The sequence below is a fragment of the Eikenella sp. HMSC061C02 genome (assembly GCF_001809035.1).
Lineage (GTDB): Bacteria > Pseudomonadota > Gammaproteobacteria > Burkholderiales > Neisseriaceae > Eikenella > Eikenella corrodens.
This window is the reverse complement of the sequence record NZ_KV795560.1, coordinates 61,128-75,921: the sequence shown is the minus strand read 5'-3', so window position 1 is coordinate 75,921 and position 14,794 is coordinate 61,128. Positions and strand designations below refer to the sequence as shown.

General features: G+C 53.5%; 30 protein-coding genes. All 30 read left to right on the top strand.

Translation table 11 applies throughout. The annotated features are described in order from the left end of the window. Positions 1-2: 2 nt before the first annotated feature. Positions 3-554, top strand: a complete 552-nt coding sequence (locus HMPREF2541_RS07750; RefSeq protein WP_035574110.1) for a DUF3486 family protein — start codon at positions 3-5, stop codon at positions 552-554. Continuing rightward, entirely contained in the window at positions 551-1,852 is a 1,302-nt protein-coding gene (locus HMPREF2541_RS07745; protein WP_070542839.1) for a terminase large subunit domain-containing protein, read from the top strand. The genes HMPREF2541_RS07750 and HMPREF2541_RS07745 overlap by 4 nt, the downstream gene beginning before the upstream one ends. 1 nt (position 1,853) lies before the next feature. After that, positions 1,854-3,347, top strand: a complete 1,494-nt coding sequence (locus HMPREF2541_RS07740; protein ID WP_070542836.1) for a DUF935 domain-containing protein — start codon at positions 1,854-1,856, stop codon at positions 3,345-3,347. Continuing rightward, positions 3,344-4,249, top strand: a complete 906-nt coding sequence (locus tag HMPREF2541_RS07735; protein ID WP_070542833.1) for a phage head morphogenesis protein — start codon at positions 3,344-3,346, stop codon at positions 4,247-4,249. Before HMPREF2541_RS07740 ends, HMPREF2541_RS07735 begins: the two co-directional genes overlap by 4 nt. Before the next feature lie 5 nt (positions 4,250-4,254). Next, on the top strand, positions 4,255-4,464 hold the full coding sequence (locus tag HMPREF2541_RS07730; protein WP_168161106.1) for a hypothetical protein: 210 nt from the start codon (positions 4,255-4,257) through the stop codon (positions 4,462-4,464). Next, positions 4,457-4,942 (top strand): phage virion morphogenesis protein, encoded by a 486-nt coding sequence (locus HMPREF2541_RS07725; protein WP_070542829.1) that lies wholly within the window; start codon positions 4,457-4,459, stop codon positions 4,940-4,942. Before HMPREF2541_RS07730 ends, HMPREF2541_RS07725 begins: the two co-directional genes overlap by 8 nt. Before the next feature lie 600 nt (positions 4,943-5,542). Then, positions 5,543-6,121, top strand: coding sequence for a hypothetical protein (locus HMPREF2541_RS07715; protein ID WP_070542824.1), 579 nt, complete (start codon positions 5,543-5,545; stop codon positions 6,119-6,121). Beyond that, positions 6,114-6,368 (top strand): hypothetical protein, encoded by a 255-nt coding sequence (locus tag HMPREF2541_RS07710; RefSeq protein ID WP_070542821.1) that lies wholly within the window; start codon positions 6,114-6,116, stop codon positions 6,366-6,368. The genes HMPREF2541_RS07715 and HMPREF2541_RS07710 overlap by 8 nt, the downstream gene beginning before the upstream one ends. 54 nt (positions 6,369-6,422) lie before the next feature. Next, positions 6,423-6,707, top strand: a complete 285-nt coding sequence (locus tag HMPREF2541_RS07705) for a hypothetical protein (protein WP_070542819.1) — start codon at positions 6,423-6,425, stop codon at positions 6,705-6,707. 185 nt (positions 6,708-6,892) lie between these two features. Continuing rightward, entirely contained in the window at positions 6,893-7,306 is a 414-nt protein-coding gene (locus HMPREF2541_RS07700; RefSeq protein ID WP_070542816.1) for a hypothetical protein, read from the top strand. Next, positions 7,299-7,580 carry a hypothetical protein gene (locus tag HMPREF2541_RS07695; RefSeq protein ID WP_070542813.1) on the top strand — a complete coding sequence of 94 codons (282 nt, stop codon included), beginning with the start codon at positions 7,299-7,301 and terminating at the stop codon, positions 7,578-7,580. Before HMPREF2541_RS07700 ends, HMPREF2541_RS07695 begins: the two co-directional genes overlap by 8 nt. Then, positions 7,574-7,732 carry a hypothetical protein gene (locus tag HMPREF2541_RS12210; RefSeq protein WP_168161105.1) on the top strand — a complete coding sequence of 53 codons (159 nt, stop codon included), beginning with the start codon at positions 7,574-7,576 and terminating at the stop codon, positions 7,730-7,732. Before HMPREF2541_RS07695 ends, HMPREF2541_RS12210 begins: the two co-directional genes overlap by 7 nt. Positions 7,733-8,032: 300 nt before the next feature. After that, a complete protein-coding gene (locus HMPREF2541_RS07685) occupies positions 8,033-8,701 on the top strand; it encodes a hypothetical protein (RefSeq protein ID WP_070542807.1) in 669 nt (222 codons plus the stop codon). Next, a complete protein-coding gene (locus tag HMPREF2541_RS07680) occupies positions 8,698-9,027 on the top strand; it encodes a hypothetical protein (RefSeq protein ID WP_070542805.1) in 330 nt (109 codons plus the stop codon). The genes HMPREF2541_RS07685 and HMPREF2541_RS07680 overlap by 4 nt, the downstream gene beginning before the upstream one ends. Before the next feature lie 10 nt (positions 9,028-9,037). Next, complete coding sequence (locus HMPREF2541_RS07675; protein ID WP_070542803.1) at positions 9,038-9,253, top strand: hypothetical protein; 216 nt, start codon at positions 9,038-9,040, stop codon at positions 9,251-9,253. A gap of 73 nt (positions 9,254-9,326) precedes the next feature. Next, a complete protein-coding gene (locus HMPREF2541_RS07670; protein WP_070542800.1) occupies positions 9,327-9,557 on the top strand; it encodes a hypothetical protein in 231 nt (76 codons plus the stop codon). Between the two features lie 2 nt (positions 9,558-9,559). Next, complete coding sequence (locus HMPREF2541_RS07665; protein WP_070542797.1) at positions 9,560-9,979, top strand: hypothetical protein; 420 nt, start codon at positions 9,560-9,562, stop codon at positions 9,977-9,979. After that, positions 9,976-10,185, top strand: coding sequence for a hypothetical protein (locus HMPREF2541_RS07660; protein ID WP_070542794.1), 210 nt, complete (start codon positions 9,976-9,978; stop codon positions 10,183-10,185). Before HMPREF2541_RS07665 ends, HMPREF2541_RS07660 begins: the two co-directional genes overlap by 4 nt. A gap of 14 nt (positions 10,186-10,199) precedes the next feature. Continuing rightward, a complete protein-coding gene (locus tag HMPREF2541_RS07655) occupies positions 10,200-10,421 on the top strand; it encodes a hypothetical protein (protein ID WP_070542792.1) in 222 nt (73 codons plus the stop codon). A gap of 39 nt (positions 10,422-10,460) precedes the next feature. Then, complete coding sequence (locus tag HMPREF2541_RS07650) at positions 10,461-10,745, top strand: hypothetical protein (protein WP_070542790.1); 285 nt, start codon at positions 10,461-10,463, stop codon at positions 10,743-10,745. Beyond that, entirely contained in the window at positions 10,742-11,095 is a 354-nt protein-coding gene (locus HMPREF2541_RS07645; RefSeq protein WP_070542788.1) for a hypothetical protein, read from the top strand. The genes HMPREF2541_RS07650 and HMPREF2541_RS07645 overlap by 4 nt, the downstream gene beginning before the upstream one ends. Positions 11,096-11,105: 10 nt before the next feature. Next, complete coding sequence (locus tag HMPREF2541_RS07640) at positions 11,106-11,333, top strand: hypothetical protein (RefSeq protein WP_070542786.1); 228 nt, start codon at positions 11,106-11,108, stop codon at positions 11,331-11,333. A 267-nt stretch (positions 11,334-11,600) separates the two neighbouring features. Next, entirely contained in the window at positions 11,601-11,879 is a 279-nt protein-coding gene (locus HMPREF2541_RS07635) for a hypothetical protein (protein WP_070542783.1), read from the top strand. A 169-nt stretch (positions 11,880-12,048) separates the two neighbouring features. After that, the gene (locus tag HMPREF2541_RS07630) at positions 12,049-12,417 is read left to right on the top strand and encodes a hypothetical protein (protein ID WP_168161104.1); all 369 of its coding nucleotides are present in this window, start codon (positions 12,049-12,051) and stop codon (positions 12,415-12,417) included. A 3-nt stretch (positions 12,418-12,420) separates the two neighbouring features. Next, positions 12,421-12,618 carry a hypothetical protein gene (locus HMPREF2541_RS12420; protein ID WP_070542776.1) on the top strand — a complete coding sequence of 66 codons (198 nt, stop codon included), beginning with the start codon at positions 12,421-12,423 and terminating at the stop codon, positions 12,616-12,618. Continuing rightward, positions 12,605-12,967: a hypothetical protein gene (locus HMPREF2541_RS07620; RefSeq protein ID WP_070542773.1), complete on the top strand. Its 363-nt coding sequence runs from the start codon at positions 12,605-12,607 to the stop codon at positions 12,965-12,967. The genes HMPREF2541_RS12420 and HMPREF2541_RS07620 overlap by 14 nt, the downstream gene beginning before the upstream one ends. A gap of 123 nt (positions 12,968-13,090) precedes the next feature. Continuing rightward, a complete protein-coding gene (locus HMPREF2541_RS12415) occupies positions 13,091-13,519 on the top strand; it encodes a dATP/dGTP diphosphohydrolase domain-containing protein (RefSeq protein ID WP_070542770.1) in 429 nt (142 codons plus the stop codon). A gap of 25 nt (positions 13,520-13,544) precedes the next feature. Next, a complete protein-coding gene (locus HMPREF2541_RS07610; RefSeq protein ID WP_070542767.1) occupies positions 13,545-13,748 on the top strand; it encodes a hypothetical protein in 204 nt (67 codons plus the stop codon). Next, the gene (locus tag HMPREF2541_RS07605) at positions 13,745-13,975 is read left to right on the top strand and encodes a hypothetical protein (protein ID WP_070542764.1); all 231 of its coding nucleotides are present in this window, start codon (positions 13,745-13,747) and stop codon (positions 13,973-13,975) included. Before HMPREF2541_RS07610 ends, HMPREF2541_RS07605 begins: the two co-directional genes overlap by 4 nt. Then, entirely contained in the window at positions 13,972-14,793 is an 822-nt protein-coding gene (locus tag HMPREF2541_RS07600) for an FAD-dependent thymidylate synthase (RefSeq protein WP_083296794.1), read from the top strand. Before HMPREF2541_RS07605 ends, HMPREF2541_RS07600 begins: the two co-directional genes overlap by 4 nt. The last annotated feature ends 1 nt before the right edge of the window (position 14,794 follow it).

Below are 14,794 nucleotides of genomic sequence, written 5' to 3'. Positions count from 1 at the left end.
TTATGGCACGCCGCAGCACCATTGCCCTGTTGCCGGACGATGTCCGCCACGAGTTCGAACGCCGGCTGGCGGCCAATGCGTTCGGCAACTATACCGAGCTAACCGAATGGTTGAATGCGCAGGGTTACGAAATCAGCCGTGCGGCCGTACACCGCTACGGCCAAAAGGTCGAGCGCCGATTTGCCAGCATCAAGGCCAGCACCGAAGCCGCCCGTCTGATTGCCGAGGGCGCATCCGACGAAGGCGACACCCGTTCCGAAGCCCTGATGGCGATGTTGCAGACTGAGCTGTTCGATGCTTTGGTCGCCATTGGCGAGATACCGGATACCGAACTGAATGTGGTTGACCGCTTCGGCATGATGTCGGAGGCAGCCAAAAAGATTTCGGCACTCACTTCGGCCAGCACCCGTCTGAAGCAATGGCAGAGCAACCTGAAAGAGAAGATGGATGCCAAGTTTGCTGCGCTCGAAGCCGAATCGGCCAAGCAGGACAGCGGCCTCGACCCGGAAACGCTCAAACGCATCAGACAGGAAGTATACGGGGTGTTTTCATGACACAGCCGGCCTTAACCCTCTATCCCTACCAGCAGCGCTGGCTGGCCGACCACAGCCGCTTCAAAGTCGGTATGTTTGCCCGCCAGACGGGCAAAACCTTTACCACCACGCTAGAAATCGTGTTGGACTGCTTAGATGCGGAATCGCAAGGCAAACGCACGCGCTGGGTCATCCTGTCACGCGGTGAGCGGCAGGCGAAAGAAGCAATGAACGAAGGCGTGAAACGCCATCTGGAAGCGGCCGGCGTGGCCTGCGAAGTGATGCAGGTACCGTTCGACGCCACCACCAACGCCCTAGAAGTGGTGCTGCCCGGCGGCAGCAAGATTACCGCGCTACCCGCCAATCCCGACACCGCCCGCGGTTTCTCGGCCAATGTGTTTCTCGACGAGTTCGCCTTCCATAAGGACAGCCGCGAAATTTGGAAGGCGCTGTTCCCGGTCATCTCTGCCGGCTGGAAGCTGCGCGTGGTTTCCACGCCGAACGGCAAGGGCAACAAATTCTACGAGCTGGTTACCGACGAAAAGAATAAGGAATGGAGCCGCCACATCGTCGATATCCATCAGGCAGTGGCCGACGGTTTGCCGCGCGATATCGAACAGCTGAAGGCCGGCCTGAACGATGATGATGCCTGGGCGCAGGAGTTCGAGCTGCAATGGTTGGACGAAGCCAGTGCCTGGCTGTCCTACGATCTGATTCACGGAGTGGAAGACGAGCAGGCCGGGCTACCTGAAAACTACACCGGCAATCCTTGTTATGTCGGCGTCGATATCGGCATCCGCAACGACCTGTTTGTGATTTGGGTGTTGGAGCAGGTGGGCGACGTGATGTGGACGCGCGAACTGATTACCCGCCGCCGTGCCAGCTTCGCCGAGCAGGACGTCCTGCTGGACGAGGTGCTCGAACGCTACCGCGTCTTGCGCTGCTGCATGGATAAAACCGGCATGGGCGAAAAGCCGGTGGAAGACGCGCAACGCCGCCACGGCGAGAGCCGGGTAGAAGGCGTGCTGTTCAATACCGCCTCCAAACTGGCGCTGGCCACTATCGGCAAAGAGGCGTTCGAAGATAAGAAAATCCGTATCCCTATCGACCAACACCTGCGCAGCGACCTGCACAAGCTGCAAAAAACCACCTCCGCCACCGGCGCACCGCGCTTTGTGGCCGAATCCGATGCCAACGGTCACGCCGACCGAACTTGGGCGTGCTTTCTTGCCCTCAATGCCGCCGACGGCGAGACCGGCCCGGTACGTGTGGCCAGCCGTAAAATCCGCCGCCGCAGCCCCTTAACCCGAGGATACTGATATGGCCAAACCCCACTTCAAACTCAAAACCGCCAACGGCGCGGTTACCCTCAAACCCGCCGACCTGACCGCCCACCTCGCCGTTGCCCAACGCTTTTGGGGCATCGGCGGCTTCGGCGGCTATCTGCCCAATCCCGACCCCGTATTGAAAAAGCTCGGGCGTGACATCTCGGTTTACCGCGAGCTGCTGTCCGACCCGATTGTCGCCGGCCATGTGCGCCGCCGGAAGTCGGCGGTGGCCGGCATGGAATGGCGCATCGAAGCCAACGGTGCGCCTGACACGGTCTGCGACACCATTGCCGAGCTGTTCTCCGGTTTTGACCTGTACCGCCTGATCAACCAAATCCTAGATGCTACCCTGTACGGCTATCAGCCCTTGGAAATCATCTGGCAGCGGGGCAGTCTGTGGCTGCCGTCCGAAATCGTGGCCAAGCCGCAGGAGTGGTTTCAGTTCGACCAAGACGGGCAACTGCGCTTCCGCCTTTCAGGCAGCCTGAACGACGAACCGGTACCGGCCTTCAAATTCCTGTGCCCGACCCACAATGCCAGCTACATCAACCCATACGGCATCGGCGATTTGTCCTGCATCTACTGGCCGACCATCTTCAAACGCGGCGGCCTGAAATTCTGGGCGGAGTTCAGCGAAAAATTCGGCGCACCGTGGATCATCGGCCGCGAGCCGCGCAGCAATACCGACCAAGACACCGACCGCCTGCTGGATGCGCTGGAACAGCTAATCGGCAACTCGGTGGCCACCATTCCCGACGACTCCAGCGTCGAAATCAAAGAGGCGGCGGGTAAACAGGGCAGTGCCGATGTGTACGACCGATTTATCCGCTACTGCCGCTCCGAGATTGCCATCGCGCTGCTCGGCCAAGACCAGACCACCGAGAAAGACAGCACCCACGCCAGCGCCACCGCAGGTTTGGAGGTAACCAAGGATATTCGGGACAACGACTGCCGCATCGTCGAAGGCTGCCTGAACCGGCTCATTGACTGGATCTGCGGTTTCAACTTTGCCGCCGACACACCGCGCCCGCAGTTCGTGCTATATACCGAAGAAGCAGGCGACAAGACCTTGGCCGAACGCGACCAAATCCTGACCGGCTGCGGTGTCCGATTATCCGAAAGCTACTGGAAACGCGCCTACAACCTGAGCGACGACGATATTGTTCAGGTAGCCTCTCCGCCAAATGCGACGCCGGCGTCACCTTTGGCCGACTTCGCCGAACACCGGCCGGCTGCCGATGCCGGCTTGGTCATCGACACCCCCGCCCCGCTTTCAGGTAGCCTCAATGCACAGGGGCAGGTATTAACCGATATCTTGATTGGCAGCCTGAAACAGGGACAAGCCACGCCTGAAGCAGTGCTGGACAGGCTGACTGCCGCTTATCCGAATATGGATGATGCCGCGCTTCAAGAGGAGTTGGCACGCTTAATCTTCCTGGCCGAACTGGTCGGCAGGGTCGAAGCCGCACAGGAGCTTAAAGCATGAATCCCGAAGACATCAAAGCCATCTTCGGCATGCAGCCCGAAGCCGCCGTGGCCTACCTGCGGCAAAAAGGCATCAACGTATCGTGGGACTGGCAGGACATGCTGGATGATGCGCACGCCACCGCCTTCACCGTAGCCAAAACCGCCCGCATGGATGTGGTCGGCGATATCTATGCCGCCGTGGTCAAAGCCGCCGAAAGCGGGCAGACCTTGGAGCAGTTCAGCGAGCAGCTGACGCCGATATTGCAGGCCAAAGGCTGGTGGGGCAGGCAGGACGTGCCGCACCCGGACACCGGCGAAATCCAAACCGTGCGCCTGGGCAGCCCGCACCGCCTGAAAACCATCTATCTGACCAATATGCAGTCGGCCTATATGGCCGGGCGTTATGCCGAGATGATGGATGCCGTGGATACTCACCCTTACTGGGAATACGTGGCAGTCAACGACGAGCGCACCCGCGAGACCCACCGCCTGCTGCACGGCAGCGTTTATGCCGCCGACGACCCGGTGTGGGACAGCCTGTATCCGCCCTTGGACTACCGCTGCCGCTGCCGGGTTCGACCCTTATCACGCAGCCGTGGGGCAGACCGGGTAAAACCCAACCCGCAGCTGGAAACCCAAACCGTGGACATCGGTGTCAACCAATATACCGGCGAAGAACGCCATGCCCGGCGCACCGGCATCCGCATCAACGGCAAATTCGTCGCCCCAAATGCCGGTTTCAATGCCAACCAAGGCAAGGCCATGCTCTCGCGCATGGCTTCGGTGGCGGTGGATAAGGCGCAGGCCGCCCATCCTGATATTGCCCGTGTGGCACTGCGGCAGATGATGGGCAACGAGCGTTTCAAATCCTCGCTCAATGCCGCCCAATTGGCTTGGGTGCTGCAATTATTGAGGGGGTGATGGCTATGGTGTATCTAGACTGGAATCCCGATGACGAGCATAGCGGCGATGTGCAAGTCGACCGTGCATACGATTTGAGTTCCATTTTATTGAGCTATAACGGCCTGACCGTCCGTCTGGACGGACATCAGGCATTCGTCATCATGCAGGGGCTGGCCGAGGTGTTGAACTACGAACTGCTGGAACGCGCACCCGGGAAGGAAGACGATGCTTGAAATCAGCTTGGACGACAGCGACCTGCAACGCGGCCTCGGGCAGCTGCTGCACAATGCCCGCCACCCGCGCCCGATGATGCGAGCCATTGCCGCCGAGCTGCTCAGCATCACCGAAGACAACTTCGCCCACGAAAGCTGGGGCGGCAAAAAATGGCCGGCCAATGCGCGCGGCGGCAAAATCCTGCAAAAAAGCGGGCAGTTGGCCGCCAGCATCCACACCGCCTCCGGCAGCAACTTCGCCCGCATCGGCACCAACAAACCCTACGCCGCCATCCACCAGTTCGGCGGCACGGTCAAAGCCAAAAACAAACCCTATCTGGTGTTCAAAGTCGGCGACGGTTTTCGCAGGGTCAAACAAGTCAACATCCCGGCACGCCCCTACCTGCCGATGAGCAAAGGCGGTACACTTCAGGCCGGCGCCGAATCCCGCCTGTTGGATGTCGCCCTCGATGCTTTGGCACGGGGTGTCCGAAAATAAAAAAGCGGGCAAATCCGCCCGCTCCGTTTTGTTGCACCCAGTGCAACGTTGTTACAAATTTCCCATCCCCCATCATCCATCCTCATCCAACTTAATCCCATTTATCTCACAGACCCCTTATATTTATCTCACTGGGTTTCATGCTGACCCGTACACGTATGGCTGGGATGATTGGAGGGTATTGAAACAAGTCTACGACACTGAAGCCCTCTTGGCGAAATGGTGGGCGAAAAACAATTTGCAACTTTTGATCGAGGTGTACGGAAATGAATCCGCTAACTGAAGTTATCGCAGAACTGGGCTTTCTCCTTGCATTCATCGATGAAGTTCCTCCGTCCTGCAACGGGTATTCTACCTTCCAGGAAATGCGTCAGGCATTGTACGACGATGAAGTCGATACCTTATTCACACGTCCCGGGGTGTACGCCAGGCTGTTCGAGGACTTGGCTGGGCAACCTCAAGCACACGCTGTGACCGTAACAAATGACATAGTGTACACCGTGCTCGACGTCGTGAAACGACGACCCAAGATGCGCGAAGCTGTAATCGAATTTTTAACCCAAGCCGCCGAATAGGGCGGCTTTAATTTTGGAGACTGAAATGAGCAGACCGAAGAAACGTACTAAAACTGGACGGCTGACGAAAGAGGCGGCAGCTATTGTCATTGAGATGATTAAAGAAGGTGTAGTCATAGGCGGCCTAAAAACCTTCGGCATTGGTGTTATTCCCGCCGAATTCGAGAAGGATTTGAGCGGCAACCCTAGAGACTTCCAACCATACTTTATTTCCGATGCCGGCTGGTTTACCAGACGACTGACTTTTGAGGGGGTAGTGAGTCGCCCGGAGGATGTTCGCCACTTTGAACTCGAATCCGACCGCAAGGAATTTAAACGTCGGTGGCGGGAACGCTATCCGAAGGAAGCGAAACCGGAAACTCAAGTTGAAACTAAGAGTAAATCTGAAACTAAACTGACTTACCCGCTGTTTGCGAAATCTAGAACCAATGGTGCGATTATTCTGTTTACGTCCGTTGAAACAGGTGTTTGTGTAAAAGCCAAGGGGAATACACCCTACGAGCGTTGGGCAGATTCGTGGGTTGATGTCGATGACACCGACCACTGGCAACACTTAACCTTCGCCGAAGCTGAATCTGAAATTTTTGGAGAGAAAAATGACTAAGCAAAACCTGAATCAAGACGCCGAGCGTCAAATTAAGTCTTTGGAAGATGTGATTCGCACCATTCGTGAACATGGACCTTACGGGTCGATGTTGTTTGTCGGAGTGGCCGGCGCCAATACTGATGGTACACGGTGTTCCATTCACCGTGACGGTACAAAACCGGTCCATTCCGCTGATGTATTGTACTTGACCGCCCGATTACGGGCTGAAGCCTGCGAATTGGAAGAGCTTGTCTTCCGCGACTAAATCTGAAACCCAAGCCCGGCCTAGATGGTCGGGCTTTTCTATGGAGATATGAATATGAAACTGAATCTACCGCAAGTAATACGTGATGCCGTCAACGAGTGGCTGGGGCATTACGACGGCCACTACGGCGCCGCGTGGGAAGACCTGAGACAACGACCGGAGGACGTACTGTTTGAGGCGGGCCCGAACTGGGACGAACTCCTGGGTGTTTATGGGACCGATTTATACGACGAGTTGTGGAAAGTGCTCAACCAGACCTTTTTGGATGTGTGTTTGAGTATTGTTTCTACACGATTGTTATTGCTAGGGGACAAAGATGAGCCGACCCCGGCATCGTAGGTGGACCCTGGAGCGCTTGCTTAATGTCCTGCGTAGTAATAGTGGCTCAATCCAAGTCCACCGGTATCGCTACCGAGATCACGAGCTACGGAAGTTGGTATCGCAGGCAAAACAGCAAGGTTTAGTGTCCCGCGTATATAGCCGGGACCTCATCACTGTGTACCTAAAACCCAAGGAATTGAGAAATGACTAAATATATCTATGCCGATTTATTAAAACAATACGCTGAGATTGCCCAGCATTCTGAGACCCCGTGGGACCAATTTCAAATCCGAAATGCGGCAGACGGGAGATGGGAGACTCTCGATGGGCCAGCCGATTTTTCACCCACGGTGCGTTACCGCCGCAAACCGCTTTTCATCAAGGCTGGGGCCTACGAGTTCGCCGTGCCAGAGAAGAAAGAGTTGGATTACGGAGAACCTTATTATTTTGCCGAGATGACCGAAAACGGGTTCGAGGTCAGCGAGGGTGTATGGGAGGGCCTTTTCCCCGAATTCGCACGACTGAAATCCGGTTTGATTCAGCTACGGAGAATTGACGCTGAAGAGCAAGTCCAAGCCATGAACGCATTTCTCAGAGGAGATTTAACAGATGAGTAACTTACCCCCCGGCGCATTCAGCGCCATGTTGCAGAGGGAAGCCGACGAGAGTTTGGCTGAGATGGCGGCAGACCGTGCCCAAGAATGGCTTGAACGCATGACCGGCGACGAGCTTTTAGAGATGCTACCTTTTCAACTCTGTCACAAAATCCGCGACGTACTTGAAGATGAAGCGCGTCGCGTTTTACTTGAGGAGTTTGAGAGTGATGCGCGTGAGCGCGAAGCCGACGAACGGGAAGCCCATCAAGAGTGTCTGGAGGACTGCGTATGCTAACCAAATTGCGCGGCGTGATTCTCGCGTTGCTAATACTGGTTCTCTATCTGTTCGTCTCGTATTTCGATTTTGAGAACCAAGTCCGGCAACCCGACCCGTACCATGCGATGCCTGATGCCGAGAAAGTGCGGGGCGATGCCGAAGCCTATTGATAGGAGACAAAAATGAGTGATTGTGATTGCGTCCCGATATTCTTATGGGTGCCTCGACGTTTCGTTGATACAGAGCAATGGGAGGCCCTCAGCGGGCAGACTTTCCCCACCGAAGTTGAATTGTGGGCGGAAATCGCTGATTGTTTCCCCGGCCCTGAGAAAAGATTGCAGGATGTAGGGTGGGATCGGTTCTCTATTAGACGGTTAATCGAAGGCTTAAATGAGGCTTCGTCGGACTTCCTAGTGTCGGAATACATCTACGCTCTAGCGTATCTGGAGTCTTATTGATAGGAGACAAAAATGAAGTTGAATACACCTTACAACCCAGAGCTCGACATTCTGTATGTCGAGCTTCCGTTTTATGAAACATGGCACGGGCGTCGTCTGGAGGAATTGGATATTTCCCAGTTTGCCGACGTGTACTGCGAGAAATATCAGGACATCGATCCGGAAGGGGTGCAGCAGATTATGGATTACGGCGTATTTGATTACACCGACCTGCCGGAGACGGCGCAGGAAGTGTGGCAGCGCGATTGGGCGTTCGACTACGACATGGCCAAAGTATTCTACGCCGAAGAGTTGTTCAACTACATGGCGGCGGAATACGGTTTGGAACTGGATGTGCTCAATGTCGAGCCGACCAAGGACAACTTCCAGCGTCCAGACCTAGCAATTCTGCACCCGATTGGTGCTGCGAACGCGGAGAAGATCGCGGCGTTGATTCGTGAGGATGAAGACCGTAGGCAGGAATTGAATGACCGGATTCGTGAGATGACGACCCGACGAGACGGTTACATCCCGTTCTACACCGAGGAAGAGCTCTGGGCAGACCGTGGCTGGTTGATTCAAATCTCGTTGGAAATTCTCTTGGACGAATTTCTGACTGATGATGCCTCGTGGCCAGAAGCGTGGCACTGCCATGTCGTGCCGTCCTTGGATATTTTGGGTTCCTGGAAGGAGTCTACATGAAATTGGTATTCGAATCGTTTACCGAGGCTGCCGATTTTCTGAAAGAGCGTTCCGAGTTGCGACCTTCACCTATTTTGGCAGGCGTTTATGTCGCCTATACGGAGGAACGCTCGCCGGAGGAATCGGCACCGCCGATGTTCCGGCCCCATCACTATCCCGACGGATGGGGCATCAAGAAAGTTCACAGTTACAAACACGATGTGCGGAATCCTCCGCAGGACGGACGCTGTGTTCTGGACGGCGATACGCTGGTTCTGGAATCCGAACTGTTAGGCTTACGACGTGGACCCGGCAATGCACATGGTGTGTTGTCGGGTTTAGTTTAAGGAGATTGAAATGGACGATTTACACCAGGAAGTATTGGACGGTTTGGAAGAGATGCTGAAATCTACGCTCTCCCCGGACCGATTGAGGATTTTGGAGATGGCGCACGACATGATTGTGGCGTATGACGCTCACTTTAGACAGGTGAGACGTATATTAAATCAGGCTCAAGGCGACCTGATATGTATTGACTTGCGGAGTCCGGAGGGAGACGACGATGATGAATGAAAGAGCCGAATTTGAACACTGGTTTAACTACCTGCTCCGAACCTTAATGGCTCATACGGAGGCTGTGTAAAAAATGGCATTATTTCATTTTGGGACAACTCCTGTTGATTTCAGCGAATACATAGGAACTTATGTTCATATCTCACTGAGACACAGTGAAGTGCGTGTCATGCTGCGTCACACGACAGCTACCGAAAACTTGCACATTACAACGATGGAGCAAACCAACGTTATTTCGGCTATTGAAATGGCAACATTGATGAATGTTCCCGTAGAAATCGAAAGTATTGAACAAGGAGTATGAAAATGACAGCACACAAACACGCAGCCTTGATGCTGCAATACGCACAAGATGCCGCCGAAACGGATAGTCCGTGGGAGCGGTGGGAGGTTAAGGTTAATGGCGAATGGCGTGAATTAAACAGCAACCCTAAATGGTTTGACTACTGGGAATATCGCCGCAAGCCGCAGGTAATCAAAGTCGGCAAATGGGAGTTTCCGAAGCCGATTACAGAAGCCCCTTTGGTAGGGGCGACTGTGTACAACGTTCAGGAGCATTTTGACCACACTGTTCCACATGCGTTTCAAGTAGCCGAAGAAAAGTTTGACCCTTCGAATCCATTTCATAAGTGGTACGTCCGAGCCGGTCTGTCGCACCTAACCAGAGCAGCCGCCCAAGCTCATGCCGACACCTTAAATGCAATCTGTAGAGGAGTCATCGAATGACTCAATGGATTATTGACATCCTTCGGGCGGCAGATGTTGTCTGCAACCTAATCTTCTATTTCTGGTTCCTGTTTTATGTGGTGTACGCCTTTAGGCACGGGGCGTTCCCTGTTTTGGCCTGGTACTGGAATTTGATTTTCGGTATCGCCCTGTTGGGAGTGGTATTTATTCCAAGTAAATCTACTTTGTACCTCTTGTTTAAGTAATAAGGAGACATCGAATGAGTGAATTATCATTTATTACCCGATTCAAAAATCATCAACCCAGTGCTTCGAACACCGTCACCAAAACCACGACGGTGCGATTGAGCGGTAAGGAGGTCGCCAAGCTGGACAAAATCCTTCGCCGGGAAGCGCCGAACCTGACACGAACCGGTCTGATAACCTGCATGATTCAGGACTGTATCAGCAGGTACGAGGAACAACAAGGTACTTTGGAATAACACAGCCGCCTTCGGGCGGCTTTAATTTTGGAGAGAAAAATGATTAAAGAGAAACTGATCGAAGAGATAAAGAGCTTCATCTTCTCACGAGATGATATCGAGTATAAAACCGTTCGCTGGGGATGGTGTACGGATGCTAATCGAATAGAAAAATACTGCAAAAAATTCCGAGAAGCAGGGGTCCCACTGGGATTCACATGCGACAGAGGGAATGCAGAGTACCCTTCCAGAAACTTCAGATTCACGATCGAGAAGTATAACGAGGGGATGATCGAGAAAGCTCGGCGCATAATGCGTGAGGTTGAAGCGGAAAAGAAGAAATGAAGCGCAAGAAAAAACCTTCCAAACCTTATCGCGGGTACTGCACATTCCCTTTAATCGGGTCCGACACTTATGAAGAATTTCAGCAGACGTCGGAAATGTTCGGTGATTTCGCCGACCCGGAGAAGCGGAAAAAGATATTCAGTAAGCCCCGCAAATACCGATTCGAAATCTGGTTGAAATTGGCCGATAAACCTGAATACGAGATACGCGAAGCCAAGATTGTGGGTGAGGGTGTATCGCAACGCAACCTGAGCAATATGTTGTACGAGGTTGCGATGCAGGGTTTACGCGAATTGGACGGACTGGAAAAGGTCGATGGAGAGGCGTCGTTGATCAAAATTATTATTTGAGGAGGGATTCATGGATTTGAGACCGATTATTGCCAGTTTAGTGGTCGGTGTATTGGTTGGGTTGGTTGGTTTTGCCGTCTTGTCTGCCACCCAGGTCGCCCTGCAAGCCGAAGACAACCCTGTGAACCACCACACCTTCCAAACCCGCTTACCTGACGGCGGTACCGTCACCTGTGTAGCCTATAAAGACGGCACCCACGGTGGCTTATCCTGCGATTGGGAACACATTAAACCTTAAACCACGCCCCCGGAAGGGGGCTTCTTTTGGAGATTGAAATGATTTACAGCCGAAACAAAGAATACAACAAGTATGTACGCCAACTAATAACCGACGGTGGTTGGCATTTCCACCGGAACGGTCGAGGCAAACACAGTTACCTCGAACATTCTGTTACCGGGCGACGCTGCCCCGTTCCTTTTTCCCCGCGCGGCGATCGCGCCGGCTTTGAAAACTTCAAAGCCATGCTGCGTCGCGCATCCCAAACTGTACAGCCTGGAGTCTAAAATGAAGATTGCGACAACTGAAATCCTGGATCTGATTGCTAAATTGAACACCCTGAAATTCGACCGCAAAGTATTGGACGCCAATATCGACGAATTGGAAACCGAATTGAAAAACTTTGCCGGCGACGACGTGGAAGTGACCTTCCAAGGTGTGCCTGTCTATACTTACAAAACCGTGGAGACCAACCGCGTGGACAGCAAATTACTGAAGTCAGAGTTTCCGGTGGTGTACCAGCAGGTGTTGAAGCCGGTCGTATCCCGCCGCCTGCACCTAGTTTGAGGAGATGACGATGACTCACAATATTTTTACGGAACCGTATGTTCATGAGGGGAGCGACCAACAGGTTTCTATCGGTTGGTTCCGCGAAGACGGTGACTTTCAAATCGTTTGCACATTACGCAGCCTGTACTTTCTGACCCCCAGTTATCAGTTGGGGTTTGAGTTCGCTGTGACCATGCTCAAAACGATGTTGGAATACACCATCGGCTTCCCGTTGGAAGTTCTGGTGCGCCAAGACTGCCCGGATGTGGTGGAAACTTATCCAGACCAAGGCTACTTCCTTGGGTTGGAACCGTATTTGCACCCGGACGATAAACCAATGATTCTGACTTTCGGTGTAGCCTTACCGGAAGACTACCAAGACGAAGTGCTGCAATCTCTCCGTCCGGTGGCTACCTTGAATGGGGAGGACGTGATGCTGCCATCCGAGTTCACGATGTTGGTACAACAAACGCAGGAATTGTTGTCCTGGTTGTGCTGCCAGTCGGTCCGTCATCGCCACCAACAGGATGTACCCGGCATTGTGGAGGTGGACTGAATCATGAAATACTACATTATCCAGGTCGACGGTCGTACCGTCGGTTGTATCGAAATCCTAGACCGCGAAATCCTAGACCGACTCTATCAAGTCTCACTTGTCAAACCGTTTGCTTCCGCCCACGTTCCCAGTTTCTCAGACGCCATATCTTTTGCTAAAATCTTCTTCCCAGAACTGGAGGTAGGGGATGCAACAGATTAACTTTGTGAAGATGTGCCCCATCCCGTTTCGTTGCTTTGCCAATATCTCGAAAGGGGATTCGTGCACGGCGATGGAGGACGACATCAATCAGGTGTTCGACGAGCAGGTAGAAATGCTGCGGATGCTGACGTCTCAGAACGACAAGCTCAAACTGCACACCTTCCTCATGGCGGCACACCGAGCCGGAATGCGAACCCGCATATTCGAGAATGCTCAGACCGGGAAACGGGCTGTAGCCTGTATGCGACGAGCTCATTGCGAGTTGATCGAAGCGCAGGGTGTGACCTGGTGGGACAAACTTTGTAGTACCCCTGTCGCGGTGGAAGACCTGCTGGCATGGACGAAATAGCAGTTAGATAGTTGATTGCACTAGATAATATTGATTGTCTGGTGCTTTTTGTATGTGAATGAATTACACAAGTTACACTAAAAAGTGTATGATTGATGTAATTTTGGAAGAAAGGAGTGGCAGATGACTGAAGAAGCGTTGAAGTTCGATAACGGGAAATTACCGATGGATTTGTTGGACCCCGAGTGGATGGAAGGGGTGGCGCAGGTGCTCCAATTTGGAGCGCAGAAGTATGCCGCCCACAACTGGCGAAAAGGGATGGAATGGAGTCGGTTGTATGCCGCTATCCAACGCCACCTGAATGCGTTCGCCAAAGGCTGGGAGTACGACGATGAAACCGGTTTGAGCCACCTGCTACACGCTAGTTGCGGGTTGATGTTCTTGTACGAGATGCAGCGTTACCGTCGTGACCTAAACGACATGTACTGGGCAGATAAGTCGAAGGCTGAGTTGAAACCTACCACTCTACCTGCCGGAGTGATAGCAAAGATCGTTCAACAAGGTTTGATGGGGATGCTGGCTGCGGCGCAGGAAGAGGAGGCCGAAGTATGAGTACAAATGAGGGGTGGGAAGTTTGATGAAGAAACCACCGACTAAAGCCTCAACCGGCTGGTGGCGCGATCCGGATGTCGAGCCGCCGCCGAAGGGGGTCAAACTCAACCTGCTATCGAAATACGGCATCGCTGCCTACGGTACGTTCCAGCCGGACTTCCACATCGGCTGGGACTACTGCATGAAAGTTCCTGAATCAATCAAGCAAAAAATGGAGGCATCTGAATGATGAAAAAAGACAGTTCATATTATTTGGGGGTGGCGACCGTGTTTGGTCTAAGCCTGCTTGAATGTTGTTGGATTATTGCCAAGTTGTTCGATCGTACCGATACGGCTTGGTTGAAGGTGCTGGCGCCAGTTTGGATTCCAGCCTTGTTTTATGCCCTGGTGTATTTGTTTTCCAGTTTGCTGGTTTGGCTGACCGCCATTCTGCTGCCGGAGGAGGGTGGACAATGATTGAAGTCAAAATTATTGCCGACAGTATTTCCCCGGCAGGGAAACGCCTGACCACAATGCAGTTGAAGTATCCGCGCTTCCTACTGGCACAACTCAACACGCATCGCGTGTTCAGTCGTTCCACTGCCAGCAGCCGCGCTATCCCAACTCTGAAATTATTGGAGCAGGTCGAACTCGAACCTGTGCTGCCTGAGTTCTGGGGTAAAAACCAAGCAGGGATGCAAGCTGAATCTGAAATCGATCCGGCTGAAATTGAGGCCGCCTTGCAAATTTGGAAGCAAGCCTCGCAGGATGCCGCTGACCATGCCCGAGAACTGCTGAGATACGGCGTACACAAGCAGTTGGCGAATCGCCTGCTGGAGCCGTTCCTTCACGCACAGACTGTAGTCACCGCCACGGAGTGGGACAACTTCTTCCAGCTACGCTGCCACCACGACAGCCAACCGGAAATGCAAGTTCTAGCCTGCGCGATGCGCGATGCGATGAATGCGAGCAAACCTGAGGAAACGATATATCACTTACCGTACATCACGCAGGATGACAAAGACTGGGCGGATCGCCGTGTTCGTCACGGGTACGAGTGGTACGACTTGTTGGCGCCGATGTCTGCCGCCCGCTGCGCCAGGGTAAGTTATTTGAAACACGACGGGCAAAAATCAGATGTTCAAACCGATGTGGCGTTCGCCAATAAATTGGAGGCGGCACGGCATTTGAGCCCGTTTGAGCATCAGGCGAAAGCGTTACGCAGCCCTGAAGAGCGCAGCGGCAACTTCTTCGGCTGGGAGCAGCAACGCCAACTGGTTGATAAAGGAGTTTAAA